Source organism: Streptomyces sp. NPDC005878, assembly GCF_040629815.1.
In the GTDB taxonomy this organism is placed as follows: domain Bacteria; phylum Actinomycetota; class Actinomycetes; order Streptomycetales; family Streptomycetaceae; genus Streptomyces.
Map to the genome: position 1 here is coordinate 35352 of NZ_JBEXWK010000017.1, position 18725 is coordinate 54076.

15 protein-coding genes and 1 pseudogene are annotated in these 18725 nt (G+C 71.7%); 10 read left to right on the forward strand and 6 right to left on the reverse strand.

The features are described from left to right. Positions 1–5 precede the first annotated feature (5 nt). A complete protein-coding gene (locus tag ABZ404_RS23685; RefSeq protein WP_358832909.1) occupies positions 6–1145 on the forward strand; it encodes a hypothetical protein in 1140 nt (379 codons plus the stop codon). Between the two features lie 59 nt (positions 1146–1204). On the opposite strand, the gene ABZ404_RS23690 is transcribed toward ABZ404_RS23685, so the two are convergent. Both ABZ404_RS23690 and ABZ404_RS23695 read right to left on the reverse strand, forming a co-directional pair. Then, the gene (locus tag ABZ404_RS23690) at positions 1205–2296 is read right to left on the reverse strand and encodes a DUF6397 family protein (protein WP_358832892.1); all 1092 of its coding nucleotides are present in this window, start codon (positions 2294–2296) and stop codon (positions 1205–1207) included. Between the two features lie 122 nt (positions 2297–2418). Then, the gene (locus ABZ404_RS23695; protein ID WP_358832891.1) at positions 2419–2829 is read right to left on the reverse strand and encodes a roadblock/LC7 domain-containing protein; all 411 of its coding nucleotides are present in this window, start codon (positions 2827–2829) and stop codon (positions 2419–2421) included. Between the two features lie 282 nt (positions 2830–3111). Here ABZ404_RS23695 and ABZ404_RS23700 point away from each other — a divergent pair, with 282 nt between their 5' ends. After that, positions 3112–3711 carry a class I SAM-dependent methyltransferase gene (locus tag ABZ404_RS23700; protein WP_358832890.1) on the forward strand — a complete coding sequence of 200 codons (600 nt, stop codon included), beginning with the start codon at positions 3112–3114 and terminating at the stop codon, positions 3709–3711. Positions 3712–3746: 35 nt separating this feature from the next. Here the strand turns inward: ABZ404_RS23700 and ABZ404_RS23705 are convergent, their stop codons facing one another. Continuing rightward, positions 3747–4631, reverse strand: a complete 885-nt coding sequence (locus ABZ404_RS23705; protein WP_358832889.1) for an alpha/beta hydrolase — start codon at positions 4629–4631, stop codon at positions 3747–3749. A 130-nt stretch (positions 4632–4761) separates the two neighbouring features. Between ABZ404_RS23705 and ABZ404_RS23710 the strand changes: the two genes are divergently transcribed. The 3 genes from ABZ404_RS23710 (at position 4762) to ABZ404_RS23720 (ending at position 6993) form a co-directional block, all read left to right on the forward strand. Further along, a complete protein-coding gene (locus ABZ404_RS23710; RefSeq protein WP_358832888.1) occupies positions 4762–5322 on the forward strand; it encodes a PadR family transcriptional regulator in 561 nt (186 codons plus the stop codon). Between the two features lie 271 nt (positions 5323–5593). Beyond that, positions 5594–5854: a hypothetical protein gene (locus ABZ404_RS23715; RefSeq protein ID WP_358832887.1), complete on the forward strand. Its 261-nt coding sequence runs from the start codon at positions 5594–5596 to the stop codon at positions 5852–5854. 176 nt (positions 5855–6030) lie between these two features. Beyond that, positions 6031–6993 carry a hypothetical protein gene (locus ABZ404_RS23720; RefSeq protein WP_358832886.1) on the forward strand — a complete coding sequence of 321 codons (963 nt, stop codon included), beginning with the start codon at positions 6031–6033 and terminating at the stop codon, positions 6991–6993. Between the two features lie 84 nt (positions 6994–7077). On the opposite strand, the gene ABZ404_RS23725 is transcribed toward ABZ404_RS23720, so the two are convergent. Further along, on the reverse strand, positions 7078–7257 hold the full coding sequence (locus tag ABZ404_RS23725; RefSeq protein WP_358832885.1) for a hypothetical protein: 180 nt from the start codon (positions 7255–7257) through the stop codon (positions 7078–7080). A gap of 144 nt (positions 7258–7401) precedes the next feature. Further along, positions 7402–8523, reverse strand: coding sequence for an acyl-CoA desaturase (locus tag ABZ404_RS23730; RefSeq protein ID WP_358832884.1), 1122 nt, complete (start codon positions 8521–8523; stop codon positions 7402–7404). Between the two features lie 312 nt (positions 8524–8835). Between ABZ404_RS23730 and ABZ404_RS23735 the strand changes: the two genes are divergently transcribed. Both ABZ404_RS23735 and ABZ404_RS23740 read left to right on the forward strand, forming a co-directional pair. Continuing rightward, entirely contained in the window at positions 8836–11877 is a 3042-nt protein-coding gene (locus tag ABZ404_RS23735; RefSeq protein WP_358832908.1) for a DEAD/DEAH box helicase, read from the forward strand. Then, the gene (locus tag ABZ404_RS23740) at positions 11874–13172 is read left to right on the forward strand and encodes an SWF or SNF family helicase (RefSeq protein WP_358832883.1); all 1299 of its coding nucleotides are present in this window, start codon (positions 11874–11876) and stop codon (positions 13170–13172) included. Before ABZ404_RS23735 ends, ABZ404_RS23740 begins: the two co-directional genes overlap by 4 nt. Positions 13173–13404: 232 nt before the next feature. Here ABZ404_RS23740 and ABZ404_RS23745 read toward each other — a convergent pair whose 3' ends face one another. After that, the gene (locus tag ABZ404_RS23745) at positions 13405–13851 is read right to left on the reverse strand and encodes a hypothetical protein (RefSeq protein WP_358990846.1); all 447 of its coding nucleotides are present in this window, start codon (positions 13849–13851) and stop codon (positions 13405–13407) included. Positions 13852–14252: 401 nt separating this feature from the next. Between ABZ404_RS23745 and ABZ404_RS23750 the strand changes: the two genes are divergently transcribed. The 3 genes and pseudogenes from ABZ404_RS23750 (at position 14253) to ABZ404_RS23760 (ending at position 17988) form a co-directional block, all read left to right on the forward strand. Next, positions 14253–14828 carry a peptidoglycan recognition family protein gene (locus ABZ404_RS23750; protein ID WP_358832881.1) on the forward strand — a complete coding sequence of 192 codons (576 nt, stop codon included), beginning with the start codon at positions 14253–14255 and terminating at the stop codon, positions 14826–14828. Between the two features lie 191 nt (positions 14829–15019). Next, positions 15020–16340 (forward strand): annotated as a pseudogene (locus ABZ404_RS23755) (GAF domain-containing protein). A gap of 124 nt (positions 16341–16464) precedes the next feature. After that, positions 16465–17988, forward strand: coding sequence for an aldehyde dehydrogenase family protein (locus ABZ404_RS23760; RefSeq protein ID WP_358832880.1), 1524 nt, complete (start codon positions 16465–16467; stop codon positions 17986–17988). Positions 17989–18725 lie beyond the last annotated feature (737 nt).

Sequence of the window (18725 nt, forward strand, 5' to 3'; positions counted from 1 at the left end):
AGCGGATGCACCTCGTGCTGCTCACCGCGTGGACCGCCGTGTGGTTCGCCGTGGTGGAGCCGAATGGCGGTTTCTCCTGGCACTACCTGCGCACCGGCGGTGAGCTGATCTACCAGGGACCGTCCGGCGACGGCACCGGCGGACTCAACCTCTACGCCCACCACCCCGAGCTCCAGATGGGGCCGGTCAGCTTTCTGGTCGCCGGTCTCTTCAACCCGTTTCCCGACTCGACCGGGCAGTTCCTCGCCGCCGCGCTGATGTCGGTTCTCGGGCTGGTCATCGTGGTGCTGGTCGGCCGCAGCGCCGCCTGGCACTTCCTCGGCACGGGCACGAACCACCAGCGCCTGCGCCGCCGTGTCCTCATCGCGGGGCTGGCCTTCATCCCCATGTGGATCGAGGTCTCGGTCCGGTTCGGCCACCTCGACGACGTGCTGGCGCTGTTCTTCACGACCCTCGCCGTCCGCGCGGTCACCCGTGGCAACGCGTCCGGGACAGGCATCTGGCTGGCGCTGGCCATGGACTCCAAGCCGACCGCGCTGGGTTTCGCCATGCTGCTCTTCGCACTGCCCCGGCAGTCGTGGCCGCGTGCCGGGCTGTGGTGCGCGGGGCTCGTCGCCCTGGCGTGGCTGCCCTTCTTCCTCGGCAACGCGGACAGCTTCGCCGCCACCGGGTTCGCGATACCCAACCAACCCGCCTCGGCGCTGCGCTGGCTGGGCGTGGGCGACGCCGAGACCCCCGGTTGGGACCGGCCGGCCCAGGCCGCGCTGAGTCTGCTGCTCGGAGGCATCGCCGTCTGGCGCCAGCGCTGGACGGCGGTGGTGCTGCTGGGCGCCAACGCCCGCATCGTCCTCGACCCGAGCGTCTACACGTACTACACGGCGTCCGTCCTGCTGGGCACCCTTCTGTGGGATGTGATCGGCCAGCGCCGGCTGGTGCCGTGGTGGAGCTGGCTCGCGCTGATCGCCCTGTACGGAAGCGTCTTCGTCGTCCCGGACGACTCGGCACGGGGACTGATACGCCTCGCCTTTGTCGTGGTCTCCACGGCGTACGTCCTGCTGTGGCCGCAGCGGGACCGCCGACGCAAGCGCGGCCACGGGCGGCGGGGGCGGCCTTCGGCCACCGCTCGACGTGCGGTGCGGCACTGAACGGGCCACAGCCGTGGCCCACTTGACGAGCCCTGATTTCAGCATCGCTGCCGCCGGGGTCAGGGCGCGGTGGTCGTCGAACGGGCGGCAGACCTGGGCCGCCGCAGACGCGCCAGGCCGCGCCTGAGCCTTCCGTGGCCCACCCGGGGTCCTCCGTACTCCCCATGTTCGCCGGCCTCTACGCGATGCTCCCCGGACTCCCCCCGCTCCGCCCCCACGGGCTGAAGCCGCCTCCTGTCCGGCCGGCCTTGCACGAAACCGCTCTGCCCGAGTGCGCTCACCTTGGGCTCCACCAGTACGGGAGCCGAAGCGGCCGCGGGGATCGGAACCGGCCGCGCGGCGCAAGGCCCGTCGAATCCGGGGCGCGTGCCCTCCGGGCGCGGCGCCGGGCGGAACGACCGGGCGACGCTCAGATGCTGGGTGAGATCCATGCGGTACCACAGCACCTCGTCGAGGTCCTGGGCGCGTTGCAGCCTCTCGATGATCTCCCGGGCGGCGGGCGAGTCCGGGCCGACCCGAACCGATTCGGGCCGGAGGTGCATCAGGTAGGCGCGCTCATGCGGGTCCGGGACCACCTCCACCACATGGGCGGGATCGAGCGCGGACGCGATTCCCGCGGCACGCTCCCACGGGTCATCGGTCTGTCGCAGCAGCATGGCGGCGCGGCGGCCCCGCCAGTTGCGCGGTCGCCGGTCCTCGCCCGCGCCCAGCCGGACCAGCGTCTCCTTCGGCAACTGCCGATCGTTGATCAACTCGGGGTGCCGAAGGGCCAGGTCGGTCACCTCCTCCGCGACGTACAGCCAGACGACGGCCCTGTAGCGGTTGAGATAGCACTTGACCGGTGTGAAGTGACCGCCGCGGGCGAGCCGGGTGAAACGGTGGGCGGGAACGCCCAGCAGTTGCGACGCCTCGGCCGTGCCCACCACCCGTACCCGCTCGCGCAGGGCTTCCGGGAAACCCTCGGTCGAGCGGATCCGCTCGACCTCCTCCTGCGCGACCCGCGGACGGGTGCCCAGGCCCTCCCGTACGGTACGGACATGGCCGAGCTGGACAGCGAGCTCGAATTCGCCCCGCTTCAGCTGTAGTTCCTGGGCGGCCCGCCCCAAGGCGACTGTCTTTCCGCTCACTTCGGCCGTGGTCGTGGTGGTCATGAGGTCCTCCCCCGTGAGTCTGCGAATACTCTCGGTGACGACCGTAACCCTCCGCGCAGACATCCCGCTGGGCCTGTGGATAACCCTCCCAGCGGGACCTCAGCCCGCCGTAAAGCCGCTGGTCAGATGCCAGATACCGGAGGGCCGGGACGGCGCGCCGCCACACCGAGGTGCTCGCCGACACGGTTGACCAGCAGCGTCATCTCGTACGCGATCTGGCCGATGTCGGCTTCCGCGGTACCGAGCACGCACAGACAACTCCCGTCACCCGCCGCCGTGACGAAGAGGACCGCCTCGTCGTACTCGACCATCGTCTGCCGCACCCTGCCTGCCCGGAAATGACGGCCGGACCCCTTGGCCAGGCTGTGCAGGCCGGAGGAGACCGCGGCCAGGTGCTCCGCGTCCTCGCGGGGCAGATCGGCACTCGCTCCGGTGACCAGACCGTCGTTGGACAGGACGATGGCGTGCCGCACGTGCTCGACGCGCTTGGTCAGGTCGTCGAGCAGCCAGTCGAGTTCCTTGTTCAGTGCCATGACAGCCTCATCCCGCTCATGTGTTCCCCGTTTTCCCCCAGGTCTGCGGCAAGCCTTACGCATGGTTCGCACGGGGGCAAGCAGGGGTTCCCGACGGTAACGGCAACGCCCGCCCGGCGCGGCGGAGAACCCGGGCAGGAGAGGCCCCGGGTGGGAGCACATTGCCGGAGGTGCCGGGCGCGCACAGCACGGTCGTCGTCGCGGGCCGTGCGCGTCGCGGGCGTGCGCGTCGCGCGCGTGGAGCGAGCACCGGACCGACGGCCTGTGCGGGATCATGGACAGATGGCCCATGACCAGACGCACGTTCAGGAATTCTTCGGCCCCCGAGCCGCTGACTGGGACAGTCGCTTCCCGGACGACGGTCCGGCCTACGCGGCGGCGGTCGCGGAGCTGGGGCTGCCCACCGGGGCGGCCGTGCTCGATGCCGGGTGCGGGACGGGCCGCGCGCTGCCGCCGCTTCGGGACGCGGTGGGGCCGGGCGGCACGGTGCTCGGCCTCGACCTGACGCCGGAGATGCTGGAGACCGCGGTACGGGCAGGGCGAAACCGTGCCGGTGCGCTGCTGCTCGGCGACGTGGCCAGGCTGCCGCTGCGGACCGGCGCCCTGGACGCGGTGTTCGGCGCGGGCTTGATCTCACATCTGCCGGACCCGGAGGCGAACCTCCGCGAGCTGGCGCGGGTGGTGCGCCCCGGGGGCAAGCTGGCGCTCTTCCACCCGATCGGCCGTGCGGCTCTCGCCGCCCGCCAGGGACGGCAGATCACTGCGGACGACCTTCGGGCGGAGCCGCGGTTGCGGCCGCTGCTCGCGGGGTCGGGCTGGCGGATGGTGTCGTACGTGGACGAGGACGCGCGGTTCCTGGCGGTGGCGGTGCGGGAGGAGTAGCCAGGAGGTCGGCCCCGGCTTGCGTGCACGTCCGGTCAGGATCGGTGTGGCCGCCCCGACACCGCCGTGGCAACCCTCGCACCCTCACCTGCCACCGCCCTGACGAAAGCCTGGGGGTTGTCGAACATGATGTTGTGGCCTGCGTTCGGTACCACCTCTATACGGACGCCCGAGGCCGCCAGTTCCGCACGGCCGGCGAGGTCGTTGTCGACGTCGCCCACCAGATAGGTGCGGTCGATCGGCAGGCCCAACAGGAGGTGGCGCATGGTGGGGTCGGTGCCTCGCACCAGGCCGAGAGCGGTGCGGTGGAGGGCGCGGGGATCGGCGAGGCGCATCGTCGCCGCCCACAGCGGGCCGACGCGTTCGAGGACGGCCGCGAAGCCGCCGCCATGAACGAAGTCGTCCTCGGTATAGGACGCGATGCCGCTGCTTCCGGCCGTCGGGGCCGGGTTCGGGTCGAGGTTGGCCTCCGTGAGCACCAGCCGTGACACCAGGTCGGGGCGGCGGGCGGCGAGCACGATGGCCACGGCGCCGCCCATGCTGTGGCCCGCGATGTCGGCGCCGACGGCGCCCGCCGCGTCGAGAGCGGCGGCGAGTGCGTCCGCGTGGTCCTCCAAGGTGTAGCCGAAACCGGACGGACGGTCGCTGATTCCGTGACCGGGAAGGTCCACGAAGAGTTGCCTGCGCGCGGCAAGACGCGGGTCGGCGGCGATGTGGGCGTGGTAGACGGTCGAGGCCGAGCCGAGCCCATGGACATACACGAGGGGCGGCCGGCCCGTTCGCCCGCCGAGTCCCTCGCCACCCCCCTCTCCTGCATCGGCGTTCGGCCGGTCGGCGTCGAGCTGGGACTCCGTCCGCAGTCCCTCCGACTCGGTCCAGCGGATCTGGCTGCCCTGCTCGTCGAATGCCGTCTGTCGCACGGTCCATCCCCCCGTTCTGCTGCGCCTCCGCGCCGACCGCCTCTGCGGCCTCTGCTTGATGCGGGACTATACATCGACACGGATGTACCCCGGTAACGATGTACCACGCACATCGGGCAGAATGCGGGCCATGCTTGAGCTCGCGATCCTGGGATTTCTGTACGAAGCACCGCTGCACGGCTACGAGCTGCGCAAACGGATCACCGCGCTGACCGGACACGTGCGCCCGGTGGCCGAGAGCACGCTCTACCCGGCGATCAAGCGACTGGAGAAGGCGGGGCTGCTCGCGCGGGAGACGCAGCCGGGGGCGGTGGCGGCGCCCCGCCACATGCTCACGCTCACCGACGAGGGCAGGGCGGAACTGGTGCGGCGGCTCGCGGAGCCCGAGCAGGTGGAGATCACGGACGAGAACCGGTGGTTCACCTTGCTGGCGTTTCTGCGGCACCTGCCCGAGCCGGATCGACAGGCCGAGGTGCTGCGGCGGCGGCTGCGCTTCCTGGAGGAGCCCGCCAGCTTCTTCTACGACGGTGAACGTCCACTCACGGCCGAGGAGTTGGACGATCCGTTCCGGCAGGGCATCCTCGTCGTGGCCCGGGCCACGAGCGCGGCGGAGCTGAAGTGGCTGCGGACCACTCTTCGGTCACTCGGGTCACCTGGGACGAGGGGCGCCACTACCGCACATGGCGCCTAGGGGGTGTCCGGCCGGGTTTCCGTGACCGACCCGTGAACGGCGGCTCCAGCGACGGCTCGAACGGCGCGTCGGGGTCGCACGGTCTGCCTTGCATGCGAGCCGTTCACGGCACGCGTCGGCGGTGCGCGTCGGCACTTCGGATCGACTCTTCGCGTCGATCGACCCGTTCCGACCTCTATCTGTCACCGGCTCGTCAACTCTAGCTTGAGAAAGGCACTTTGTTTTCTGACGGGTGAGCGCACCTGCGAGGAAGGCGGTCCGGATGTTTCGCATGTTCGGCAGATTCCGGAAGCCGGAACGGCGCGAGACCGCGCGGCAGCACAATCTCTTCGAGGCCGCCGCCACATATGTCGCCGCCTGCGCCGACGACGATCAGGAGACGTTGGACGAGGCGACCGGCTGGGTGTCGCCCGAGGCGATGTCCTTCGGGGTACGGGAGCTGGCGTGCCGGGCGCTCATCGCGCTCGCGCGGGAGCGGGACGAGTCACCGCAGACCGTCGCGCGTTCACTCATGGGGTTGCCGGTCGCCTGATTACGTACCGGCCGGCTCGGGCGGGAGCCTAGGCCGCGCGATCCGGGCCGGCGGCGTCCCCGCGATCTCCACCACCTCTCCGGTCCTGTCCGCACCTTCCGCTGCCGCAAACCCTCGACGATCGGGTTACCCACTGGTTAAGGTGCGCCGACGAGCGATCCGAAGGGGAGGGTTCCGTGACCGGGACGGACGAGGCCACGGCCGGCACAGCCGCGGCCGACGCGGTCGATGACGACGCGCTGTATGTGCTCACGGCGGTGTTGCTCACGCCCGCGCAGTTCCCCAGCGTGCTCGGTGACGACTTCCCGGAGGCGTGCGCGGCCCTGGGTCTTGAGCCGTATCCGGGTGGCTACGGCCTGGTCCTCGGGCAGGACGGGAGCGGCGCCCGCTGGACCGTGATCGTCGACGACGTCTCGTTGGTCGCCGTGGCGATCGCGTCGTGGGACTGCGGGATGGAGTACGACTTGTCCCCGGACGAGCGTACGGTCGTGGCCGCCCTGCCGGGTTGGCCACTGGAACTGGCCGTCGCCGCGCCCGGAGTGGCGGCGCCGCACGATCCGGAGCCGGAGCCGGACGACGACGGCACCGCGCGCCCTCCCCTTTCGCCGCCCGACACGAGCGTGTGGGGCTCGGCGCAACGCCGCCTCGGTGCGGACCAGATCGCCCTCCAGTGGGCGATGTGGCGCGGACAGATGTCCGACGATGGTGAGGATCAGGACGAGGACGGACGCGGTGCGGGTGACCAGGGCGCCGGGGCGGCCGGGGGCGGCGAGGGCTCTGCGGCGGTAGAGGCGTCGGAGGTACCGGAGGCGGACGTGCCCACGGGTGACTCCCCCCGCGAGCCTGACTCCGCCCTCGCTGCCGGCCGCCTCAGCGCGCGCGTGGAGCGCGTTCTCTCCGAGGTCCGGCAGTACCTCGACTCCCCTCCCCCGCTTGGGCGCGTCCGGTCCAGTTTCGCGCCGGACGGCGCGCGTATGTTGCGTGCGGACGGTCCTGGCTGGTCGATCGTCGCGAGGACCGATGACATCGCTTTCGTGCTGCTGGACGACGAGCCGGGCGAGGTGGTGCCGGTGGGGCGCGGCCCTAAATTGCCGGCGCTTCTCCAGGCCTTGGACGCCATGGCCGTACGACCTTCCTGACCTCCTTCGAGGGCGTGCTGGGTCAGGGCGTGCCGGTCAGGCGATTCCGGGTGGCATCAGATACGCGGCGCGCCACGGCCGTCGTCAGCGCAGCTCCTTGCGGCTGATGTGCCGCAGTCTGCGTCGCTGGCTGCGGTCCAGCATCAGGTATCCCAGGACGGGCAGCCCTATCAGCACCAGCAGCGCCGGCAGGAAGCCGATCAGTGGGATCAGGATGAGTCCCACCACCACTCCACCGACGGCGATCATCACGCGCTTCGACATGTCCGTCGCCTCCTTCGCGGCCGCTGCCGCCGCCGCTCTCTGCCCAGGTAACGCGCCACCGCGTCGTCCGGTTCCCGCCCGGCACCGGCTTTCCTCTCCGGTACCCCTGCCGTCTGCCTCCACTATGCGCCAGGTACGCGGCGTCTACGCGGCAGCGCCTCGCCGCAGCGGTGCTCCGACGGCGTGCATGTGCCGCAGGGCCTGCCGATAGGAGTCGATCAGTGAGGTCTCGGCGTACGGAATGCCGAGGCTTCGGCAGTGGGCACGGACGAGCGGCTGTACGAGCCGCAGATGCGGACGGGGCAGGTTCGGGAAGAGGTGGTGCTCGATCTGGTAGTTGAGGCCGCCGAGGAACCAGTCGGTGAGCGGCCCGCCGCGTACGTTGCGCGAGGTCAGGACCTGGCGGCGCAGATGTCCCCAGCCGTCGTCGTCGGCGTCGGGCATCTCCATGCCCTTGTGATTGGGGGCGAAGGTCATTCCCAGATGGAGCCCGAAGAGGGCATGCTGCAGCAGGGCGAAGACCAGCGCCCTGCCCGGCGAGAGCACGCTCAGCAGGAGGCCGAGGTAGCAGCCCAGGTGCACCAGGAGGAGCGTGCCCTCGACCGCGCGTTCCCGCCGGGGCTGCCTGCGCAGGTCCTGGAATCCGTAGACCTTCAGGGCGATGCCTTCGAGCAGCAGCATGGGGAAGAACAGCCGGGCTTGGTTGCGGGTCAGCCAGCGTGCGAGACCCTCGCGGTGCTCGGCCTGTTTCTCGGTCCAGACGAGCGCGCCGACGCCGACGTCCGGGTCCTTGTCGACGTGGTTGGGGTTGGCGTGGTGACGGTTGTGCTTGTCGTTCCACCAGGCGTAACTCATGCCGAGCAGCAGATTGCTGTGGAGCAGGCCGAGGATTCTGCCCGCGCGACGGCCCCGGGTTATCTGGGCATGGCCGGCGTCGTGGCCGAAGAAGGCGGTCCGCGCCCAGAGGACCGCGAGCGGCACGGCGTACAGGAGGGTCCACCAGGTGTCGCCCGTGAGGACCATCGCGGCCACGGTGGCGGCAAGGGCGACGAGGTTGACGGCGATGCCCCTCGCGTACCAGCCGGTGCGCCGTTCCAGCAGTCCCTGCCCCTTCACCGCCTTCAGGAGCGGCGCGAATTCGCTCCCCCTGCCGGTGGGGGTTCCCGTAAGGGCCTCTGGGGGAGTTCCGGTGAGGACGGGGGCTCCGGTGGGGTGCGGTGACGTGAGCAAGGGCGCGCTCTCGGCGTTCGCGAGGGCCTGGGGCATGGTCGTTCTCCGGTCGCTGGTCCACCGCAGTCACCTGCGCTGACCTCATAGAACGTAGAAATGGAAGGGCCTTTGCCGCCATGAGGCCACCACCCGGAACGGGCGGGGGTCTGTCCCGGGGGCGTGGTGGGGCTGACGCCACCCCGGGTGACAACACCGGACCTGGCCACCTCCCAGACGACCCTCCTGACCGCCCCCTTGCCGCCCTTCAGTAGTGACCCACATCACGGCGAGCATCCGCCCGCCATCGGACCGCCCGGTGTACCCTCGGCGACTCAAGACACCGGAGTAGTCAAGTTTGAGGAATGCGTCATCGCCGAGTACAGGCTTCCCGCGCCCACTCCCTCCGAGATCGACGAACTCGCCCGCTGCCACGTCACCTTCCTGCCCGCCGACCCGCCCCGGCTCGGCCGTGTCGCCTTCTGGCACGCCGACGACTCCGCCCCGCTCGCCCTCTCCGGCCACCTCGACGAGGCGGTGGAGGAGCTGACGGTGGTGGGAGCAGGCGTCGGATCCGGGGCCGGCGTCGAGCCGTACGAGGTACGTGCGGTTGTGCTGCCCGTGCGCGACGCACTGCCCGTCCTCACCCGCGTCCGGCCCCGGCCCGACACCTCGCGAGCTGCGGCTTTCTGGGGTACGGCCGCGCTGCGCGCACTGCAACTCGCCGCGCGCGGGCTGCTGTTGCCCGGCCTCACCACCACCGACCACGACGCGTGGCGGATCGGACCACTCGGCGCCGACGAGCTGGAGCGCGTGCGTGAACTGGCGGCGTCGATGCCGCCCGAGGCGCACGCGGTACCGCTCGACGCCGCCGGTGAAGCCGACGCTCATGCCGAACCTCACGCCGACAGCCATGCCCACAGCGGTGCCGCAGTGTTGCTGCTGCCCGAATCCGAGCTGCTGGTGCGGCAGTTCCTGGACGCGGTCGCGGACGGGCTGCCGCGTACCCCCGCTGCCGCCCTGGCGGCCGGCTCCCCCGCCTTCGCGGCCGATTCGCCCCAGCGGCTGCCCGAACAGCGCGCCTGGGCTTCGGAGGTGGCCGCCGGACACGACGCGGGCGTACGGATCTCGCTCCGCGTCGAACTGCCCGGCCTGGAGTCGGCGGACTCCGGTACGGAGGGGCCGTCGTTCCGGGCCGTGCTCCAGCTGCACAGCGTCAGCGACCCCGCCCTGGTGGCGGACGCGGCCGACGTATGGCGCGAGTCCGGTCCGACCGCCGGAGCCTTCGGTCCGCACGCGCGGATGGACGCGCTGCTGGCGCTGCGTCGCGCCACGCGCGCGTGGGCGCCGCTCGCACCACTGCTGTCGGCGGCCGTGCCCGACACGATCGAGCTGGCCGACGAGGAGGTGGGCGAGCTGCTCGGCGGCGCCGCGCGCACGCTCGCCGCGATCGGCGTCCAGGTGCACTGGCCCAAGGACCTGGCGCGGAAGTTCACCACGCGCGCGGTGATCGGGCCCGTACAGAGTCCTCCCGAAGAGAACGCTCCCGGACAGAACGCTCTTGGGCGAAGCACCCACGCACACGGCTCCCACCCGCAGGACGCGCACCGGGCGTCGCCGGACAGTGCGCGGTCCGACGCCCCCTCCATGCTCTCCGCCGACGCCCTGCTCGCCTTCGAGTGGTGGTTCGCCCTCGGCGACACGCAGCTCACGCGCGCGGAGCTGGACCACCTGGCCGAGGCCAGCCGCCCGGTGGTGCGACTGCGTGACCAGTGGGTTCTGATCGACCCGGAGGAGGTCCGTCGCGCCCGTGCGGCACAGGACCGCAAGGTGACCCCCGTGGACGCGCTGGGTGCCGTCCTGACGGGCTCGACGGAGGTGGACGGGCGCCGGGTGGCGGTCGAGGCGTCGGGGTGGCTCGCCGGGCTGCGTGACCGCCTCGCCGACCCCGAGGGCGCCCGCGCGCAGCCCGTGGAGCAGCCCGACGCCCTCGCCGCGCGGCTGCGCGACTATCAGCTGCGCGGCCTCAACTGGCTGGCCGACATGACCTCGCTGGGGCTGGGCGGCTGTCTCGCCGACGACATGGGCCTCGGCAAGACGATCACCCTCATCGCCCTGCACCTGCACCGCCAGGGCACGCCGGAGACGGCCGGCCCCACGCTGGTGGTCTGCCCGACGTCCCTGATGGGCAACTGGCAGCGCGAGATCGAGAAGTTCGCCCCCGGCACGCCCGTACGCCGCTTCCACGGCTCCGCGCGGCGCCTGGAGGACCTGGCGGACGGGGAGTTCGTCCTCACCACGTACGGGACGATGCGGCTGGACGCCGCCAGGCTCGGCGAGGTGGCGTGGGGCATGGTCGTCACGGACGAGGCCCAGCACATCAAGAACCCGTACTCGGCGACCGCCCGGCAGTTGCGCACCATCGGCGCACGCGCGCGCGTGGCGCTCACGGGCACTCCGGTGGAGAACAACCTCTCCGAGCTGTGGGCGATCCTCGACTGGACGACTCCGGGGCTGCTGGGACGCCTCGGCACGTTCCGTACCCGGTACGCCCAGGCCGTCGAGGGCGGCAAGGATCCGGCGGCGGCCGAGCGGCTGTCCCGGCTGGTCCGTCCGTTCCTGCTGCGGCGCCGCAAGTCCGACCCGGGCATCGCGCCCGAGCTGCCGCCGAAGACGGAGACCGACCGGGCGGTCTCGCTCACCAAGGAGCAGACCGGCCTGTACGAGGCGGTGGTGCGCGAGACCCTGGCGGAGATCGCGGCCGCGGACGGCTTCGAGCGGCGCGGCCTGGTGGTGAAGCTGCTCACCTCGCTGAAGCAGATCTGCAACCATCCCGCCCAGTACCTCAAGGAGGAGGAGCCGCGCATCGAGGACCGCTCCGGGAAACTGGAACTGCTCGACGAACTCCTCGACACCATCCTCTCCGAGGACGGTTCGGTTCTGGTCTTCACCCAGTACGTGCAGATGGCACGGCTCATCGAGCGGCATCTGGCCGCGCGCGGCGTCGCCACGCAGTTCCTGCACGGCGGTACGCCCGTGGAGCAGCGCGAGCGGATGGTGCGGTGCTTCCAGGACGGTGAAGTGCCGGTGTTCCTGCTGTCGTTGAAGGCGGCGGGCACCGGTCTGAACCTCACCCGCGCGGGTCACGTCATCCACTACGACCGTTGGTGGAATCCGGCCGTCGAGGCGCAGGCCACCGACCGCGCGTACCGCATCGGCCAGACCCAGCCGGTGCAGGTCCACCGGCTGATCGCGGAAGGGACGATCGAGGACCGCATCGCCGAGATGCTGACGCGCAAGCGGGAGCTGGCGGACGCCGTGCTCGGCACGGGCGAGTCGGCCGAGGCCGCGCTGACGGAACTGTCCGACGCCGAACTGGCGGACCTGGTGGCACTGCGAGGGAGCGGGCGATGAGCGGATACGGAGACGGTTCGCGGGAGTGGGTGTACGGGGAAGAGGACGGCGCCCAGGGCGGCCGTGCGCCCGAGGAGCGGACCTTCGCGGCGCTGCCGCCCGCACCCGGGCGCGGTTTCGCGCAGACGTGGTGGGGGCTGGCCTGGCTCAAGGCACTGGAGGACACGGCACTCGACGGCGGGCAGCTGAAGGCGGGCCGCCGCTACGCGCGCGAGGGCGCGGTCGGGGCGGTGTCGGTACGGCCGGGCCGGATCACCGCGGTCGTCCGCGACCCGGACGGCACGTCCCACCGCGGCGACGTCCTGTGGCACCCGCTCTCCGAGGACGACTGGGACCGCTTCCTGGGGATGGCGGTGGAGCGGGCGGGGCACATCGCGGCCCTCCTCGACCGTGACATGCCGCCACACCTGGTGGAGGACGCGGCGTCGGCCGGTGTGGAACTCCTGCCGGGCATAGGCGACCTGGAGCCCGAGTGCACCTGTGGGGCATGGGACCACTGCCCGCACACGGCGGCGCTCTGCTACCAGATGGCGCGGCTCCTCGACCAGGACCCGTTCGTGCTGCTGCTCATGCGGGGCCGGGGCGAGCGGACGCTGCTCGCGGAGCTGGAGGAGCGCAGCGCGGCACCCCGATCGGCGGAACCGGAGGTTCCGGCCGGGGTGCCGGCCGCCGAGGTGTTCGCGGCGCGGGACGTCGTGCCACCGCTGCCCGGGGCACCGGAGACACCGGCCGAGGCAGGAGCGCCGCCGCGCCTCGACACGGAGACGCCCCCCGGGCGCGGTGTCGACGCCGCGGCGCTGGAGTTCCTCGCGGCGGACGCGGCGCGGCGGGCGCGGGAGATGCTGGCGGAGGCGCTGGCTCCGGGTCATGCGTCGCAGCCCCTGACGGCCTGCCTGACGCCCGGTCAAGACGCGGTGCGTCTGGCGGTGGAGTGCGCCGACCCGCAGATCACGGCCCGTCTGGCGGCCGGTTCGGGGCGGCGCCCCGCCGGGCTGGATCTCGCCGTACAGGCGTGGCGGTACGGGGGTGCCGCCTCCCTCTCCGTACTGGAGGAGGAGTGGCCCCCCGGTCCGGAAGCGCTGGCCCGTGCCAAGGACGCGCTCGCACGGGCCTGGCAGGACGAGGAGCGGCCGGTCCTGCGCGCGTCCGGGGCGAACCGCTGGACGGTGGTCGGGGGCGGCGCACAGCTCCGATTCGGGCGGGACGGCCGATGGTGGCCGTACCGCAAGGAGCGCGGCGCCTGGGTCCCGGCGGGGCCCGCGGACACCGATCCAGGGGCAGTGCTGGAGCGGTAGGGGTGGGGGTGGGGGGCGTGGACATGGGCAGGCCCGGGGGCGCACGATGCCGGGCCTGCCCACGCCCGCGCCCCGGGACCGGCTTCCCCGGCGAACCCCACACCCTGCACGAAGGTCACGATGTCCTCACCCTCCACGCCCTCCCCGCCCTCCACGACCGCTGCGTCCCAGAGGCACGACCACCGCCACATACGTAAGGAGGCAGGGCTCCCCCACCCCTACGCCCTACGCCCTACGCCCTTGGCGGCACCCGCGGGCTCGGCTTCGCCATCCCGCCCGCCCTGAACTCGTAGTACGGGGTGTCGTCGCCGGGTCCGCTCACCGTCGAGGGGAGGTCTCCACCGGGGACCTCGCCGGGACGCTCCGACGGATCCGGCAGGTCCGGTAGGTCGGTGGGCAGGTCACTGGGGATCCCGCTCGGCAGCAGCGTGGACAGCCCCGACGGGAGGGCCGTCGGAAGCGCCGACGGCAGGTTCGACGGCAGGTCCGTGGGGAGCTCCGAGGGCAGCCCGGTCGGGAGCCCGCTCGGCAGGCTCAGGGAGGGTGTCGGCGTGGGGGTCGCGGTGCCCGCCGGGCTCTTCGTCGGTTTGTCGTCGGCCCCGTCGCCGCCGCCGTTCACCACGAGCACGACGGCGAGGAGCGCCGCCGCGGCCACCATGACAGCGAGCAGTATGTACACACCCCGCCGACCGCCCCCGGCCGGTGGGGAAGGGGGCGGCGGTGGCGGGGCCGGGGGCTGCCAGGCAGGGGGGCCGAAGCCCCCGCCCGACGGAGGCGGAGGCCCGGGAGGGCGCGGGGGTACGGGGGGTGTGGCCATAGCCTTCAGCGTCGGACGGAAACGGTTCATCTCGCGACCCCTGCCCGGAATTTACGCCAAAGTCGGTCAGTCGCCGTGCGTGCGGAAGCCGTCCGGGTGGTGGCGGCGCACAGCCCCGCGCGCGGCGGACGCCACGCGCCGCCGCTTGTCTTCCACGCTCCGGCACCTCCCCGTACCGTAACCTCGGCGAGGTTCTTGCCGGTTGAACGTGACGTATCGACACACATACGACGCACACACGACGTACAGGAGCTCCGTTACCCGTGGACCGCCGAAGACTCCTCCAGGGCGCCGCCGCCAGCGTGGCCGCGAGCGCGCTCTTCCCCGCGACGCGAGCCGAGGCCATGGCCGACACCGACTACCCGCCGGCGCAGTGGGTCGCCGCCTCGACCTCCAACTACACCGTCTCCCAGCGGCCCGTCTCGTACGCCGTCGACCGGGTGGTCATCCACGTCACCCAGGAGTCGTTCGCGACCACCCTCAAGATCTTCCAGAACCCGGCGAAGAAGGTCTCCGCCCACTACGTGGTGCGCTCCGCCGACGGGTATGTCGCCCAGATGGTGCGCGAGCGTGACGTTGCCTGGCACGCGGGCAACTGGGACTACAACACGCGCAGCATCGGCATCGAGCACGAGGGCTGGGTGGACCAGCCCGCCTACTTCACCAACGCGCTGTACGAGGAGTCGGCGCGCCTGACCGCCTCGATCTGCGACCGCTACCGCATCCCCAAGGACCGCGAGCACATCATCGGCCACTACCAGGTGCCCGGCAGCGACCACACCGATCCGGGGACGAACTGGGACTGGGTGCGGTACATCCGCCTGGTCAACTTCTCCTGACCGGGCACCCCGGTCCACTTCTCCCGACCGGCGCGCCTGGACGGCCCACCGAGGCTGGACGCGGGCCGAGGTGACGACCGGCCGGACGCGAGCCCCTCGGTGCGAGGTGGCTTGCCGGGTGCGCGGGGCGGGCCGACGATGGACCGGTCCCCGTCCACGCCGCCCGCCCGCCCGCCCGACCGGAGGCTCAGGTGACCGATACGCGGTACGAATCGCGGTACGAGTCCCGGCATGCGTCCTGGGTCGCCCTGGAGGCGGGCGCGGACCCCGCCGAGCGGACCGGTGAGCTGCGCCGCGCGCACGAGGCGTTCACCTCGGCCGGACGGGTGGTCCGGCCCGTACGCCCGCTGGTGGCGGCGTCCTGGCGGCGGTCGGCGCGCGCCCGGGTTAACCCGGACGGCACGGCCGGTCTGGAGCTGGACGAGGACGAGCTTGCGGCGTACCGCGACGGGCATCCCCTCGCGCGCGATGCCGGTGATCCGCGAGCTGACGGGCACGTACGCGAAGGACGGCGACCATCTCGTGGCCGTCTGCGACGCGCGCGGGAGGCTGTTGTGGGTCGAGGGCGACGCGGGCACCCGGCGCAAGGCGGGCGCGATGAACTTCGTGCCCGGCGCGCGGTGGGCGGAGTCGGCGGTGGGCACCAACGCGCCGGGCACCGCGCTGGAAGAGGACCGGCCCGTACAGGTCTTCTCCGCCGAGCACTTCCGGCGCCCGGTGCACCCCTGGACGTGCGCGGCGGCCCCGCTGCACGACCCGCGTACGGGACGGCTGCTCGGCGCGGTGGACATCACCGGCGGCGACGGTCTGGCGCACCCGCACAGTCTCGCCTTCGTCCAGGCGGTGGCACGGGCGGCGGAGGCGGAACTCGCCCTGTTGGCCCCGCAACCGGCCGGCGACACGATCGAGCTGAGCGCACTCGGCCGCGACGAGGCGCTCCTGGTCGCGGCCGGACGCAAGGTGCGCCTGAGCCGCCGCCACAGCGAGCTGCTGGTCCTGCTCGCCCGCCACCCCCAGGGCCTGACGGGTGACCAACTCCTGATCGACCTCTACGAGGACGAGTCCGTGACGCCCGTGACGATCCGCGCCGAACTCTCCCGTCTGCGTCACCTCCTGGGCCCCGACCTCCTCGCCTCCCGCCCGTACCGCCTCACGCTCCCCGTCGAAGCCGACTTCGACCTGGTCGCCCGCCGACTGGCCTCGGGCGCGGTGGCGGCGGCGATGGGCGCGTACGCGGGCCCCCTGCTGCCCGCCTCGCAGGCACCCGCGGTGATACGGATACGGTCCCGGCTCGCCGCCCAGCTGCGCGCGGCCGTGATCGAGCGGAGCGATCCGGTCCTGCTGGCCGACTGGGCGCGCAGCCCGTGGGGCGAGGAGGATTCGAGGGTGTTGCGGGCCCTGGTACAGGCACTGCCGGAGGGCCAACGAGGCTCGGCGCAGGCCAGGTTGGCCGATCTGGAGACGGAACTGGGGATGAGGTCGGGGGTGCCCGGCGCCCCCGGCACCCCCTGAACCCGGCGAGCGGGCAAGGCCCAGGGGGGCCGGACCTCGCGCAACGAGGGCGCAACCTCGCCCTCCCTAGCCTGCGCTGCGAGTGCCGTCCAAGGGCGGGCGGCGCCGGAGGGAGGCCACGGACATGACCCGTTACGCAGCGCCCGGCACCGAGGGTGCGATCGTCTCGTACGAGTCGCGCTACGACCATTTCATCGGCGGGGAGTACGTGCCGCCGGCCGGTGGCCAGTACTTCGAGAACCCGAGCCCCGTGAACGGCCGGTCCTTCACCGAGATCGCCCGGGGTACGGCCGAGGACGTGGAGCGCGCACTCGACGCGGCCCACGCGGCGGCCCCCGCGTGGGGACGGACGGCCCCGGCGGAGCGCGCGGACATTCTGAACAAGATCGCGGACCGGATGGAGGCGCATCTGAAGGAGCTGGCGGTCGCGGAGAGCTGGGAGAACGGCAAGCCGGTCCGCGAGACGCTGGCGGCGGACATCCCGCTGGCGATCGACCACTTCCGTTACTTCGCGGGTGCGCTGCGGGCGCAGGAGGGGTCGCTGAGCCAGATCGACGAGGACACCGTCGCGTACCACTTCCACGAGCCGCTCGGCGTCGTCGGCCAGATCATCCCGTGGAACTTCCCCATTCTGATGGCCGCATGGAAGCTTGCGCCCGCGCTGGCGGCGGGCAACGCGGTGGTGCTCAAGCCGGCGGAGCAGACCCCGGCGTCGGTGCACGTATGGCTGGCTCTGGTGGCCGACCTCATCCCTCCGGGCGTACTCAACATCGTCAACGGTTTCGGCGTGGAGGCGGGCAAGCCGCTGGCGTCGAGCCCGCGGGTGGCGAAGATCGCCTTCACCGGCGAGACGACCACGGGCCGTCTGATCATGCAGTACGCGTCGGAGAACATCCGCCCGGTGACGCTGGAACTCGGCGGCAAGTCACCGAACATCTTCTTCGATGACGTCTGGTCGGCGGACGACGACTTCCGCGACAAGGCGCTGGAGGGCTTCACGATGTTCGCCCTCAACCAGGGCGAGGTCTGCACGTGCCCGTCGCGGGCGCTGATCCAGCGCGGCCACTACAGCGAGTTCCTGGAGGCGGGCATCGCCCGCACGGAGGCCATCGTGGCGGGCCACCCCCTGGACACCGACACGATGATCGGCGCCCAGGCCTCCAACGACCAGCTCCAGAAGATCCTGTCCTACCTCGACATCGGCCAGCAGGAGGGCGCGAAGGTCCTGACGGGTGGTCAGCGCGTCGAGTACGACGGTGAGCTCGCCGGCGGCTACTACGTCCAGCCCACGATCTTCGAGGGCGACAACCGTATGCGGATCTTCCAGGAGGAGATTTTCGGCCCGGTCGTCGCGGTGACGTCCTTCACGGACTTCGACGACGCGATCCGCACGGCCAACGACACGCTGTACGGCCTGGGCGCCGGCGTCTGGACCCGCGACGGCTCCCAGGCGTACCGCGCGGGCCGCGCGATCCAGGCGGGCCGCGTCTGGACGAACTGCTACCACGCGTACCCGGCGCATGCCGCCTTCGGCGGGTACAAGCAGTCGGGGATCGGGCGGGAGAACCACAAGATGATGTTGGAGCATTACCAGCAGACGAAGAACTTGCTGGTGTCGTACTCGGCGAAGAAGTTGGGGTTCTTCTAGAAGCCCGCACCAGGCGCCTGACCTGGGCTTCCGCCCGTCAGGCGCCTTCTGTCCGGCCCACTCCAAGCAGGACCCGATCTCTGCTGTAACTCCCATTTCCTCCCCCTCGTGTCCCGCTCCTGGCCAGCGCTTCCGGACCAGTCACGGACCGAAACTCGGCTCACCCGGCCCGTTCCGGACCTTGGCTGACGCGGTCCCACTCCTGCATGGACTGCTCGATGAGGCGGTTGACCTGTTCCCGGACGCCGTCCAGGAACTTGGCGTAGAACGGGCCGGGTTGCGGTAGCCGCGCGGCGCTTGAGCGAGTGCACCTCGTGCACGGCACCGTCGTCTGTCCACTCCTTGTCTGCGGGTGCCTCCATCAGGAACCGCAGCGCGCCCATCGCGCAACTCGACAGCGGCGTTGACCTGCTCGACAAGTTCCACGACGGAGTCGTCCAACACCTCCCCCACCGCCGTCTCCAGCGCGGCCAGCACCCGACATGGACGATGCCACTCCAGAGAAGACGACCGGCAACGCCAGGAACTTCTGGATGCGGGCCGCCGGCGAGTCTGGCCACTCTCGGCAACCAAGGAAGCGTGATCGACATCGAGTTCGGTGACCTGACACCCGAAGACGTAGGGCTCAAGCATGTCACCGCCGAGGAGGCAGAGGCGCGGTCCAGGCTGGCTGCCCGGGTGTGCGATGAGCTGCGAAAGGCCGGTCTGCCGGCCTGCCTGGGCACGATCGGCGACCA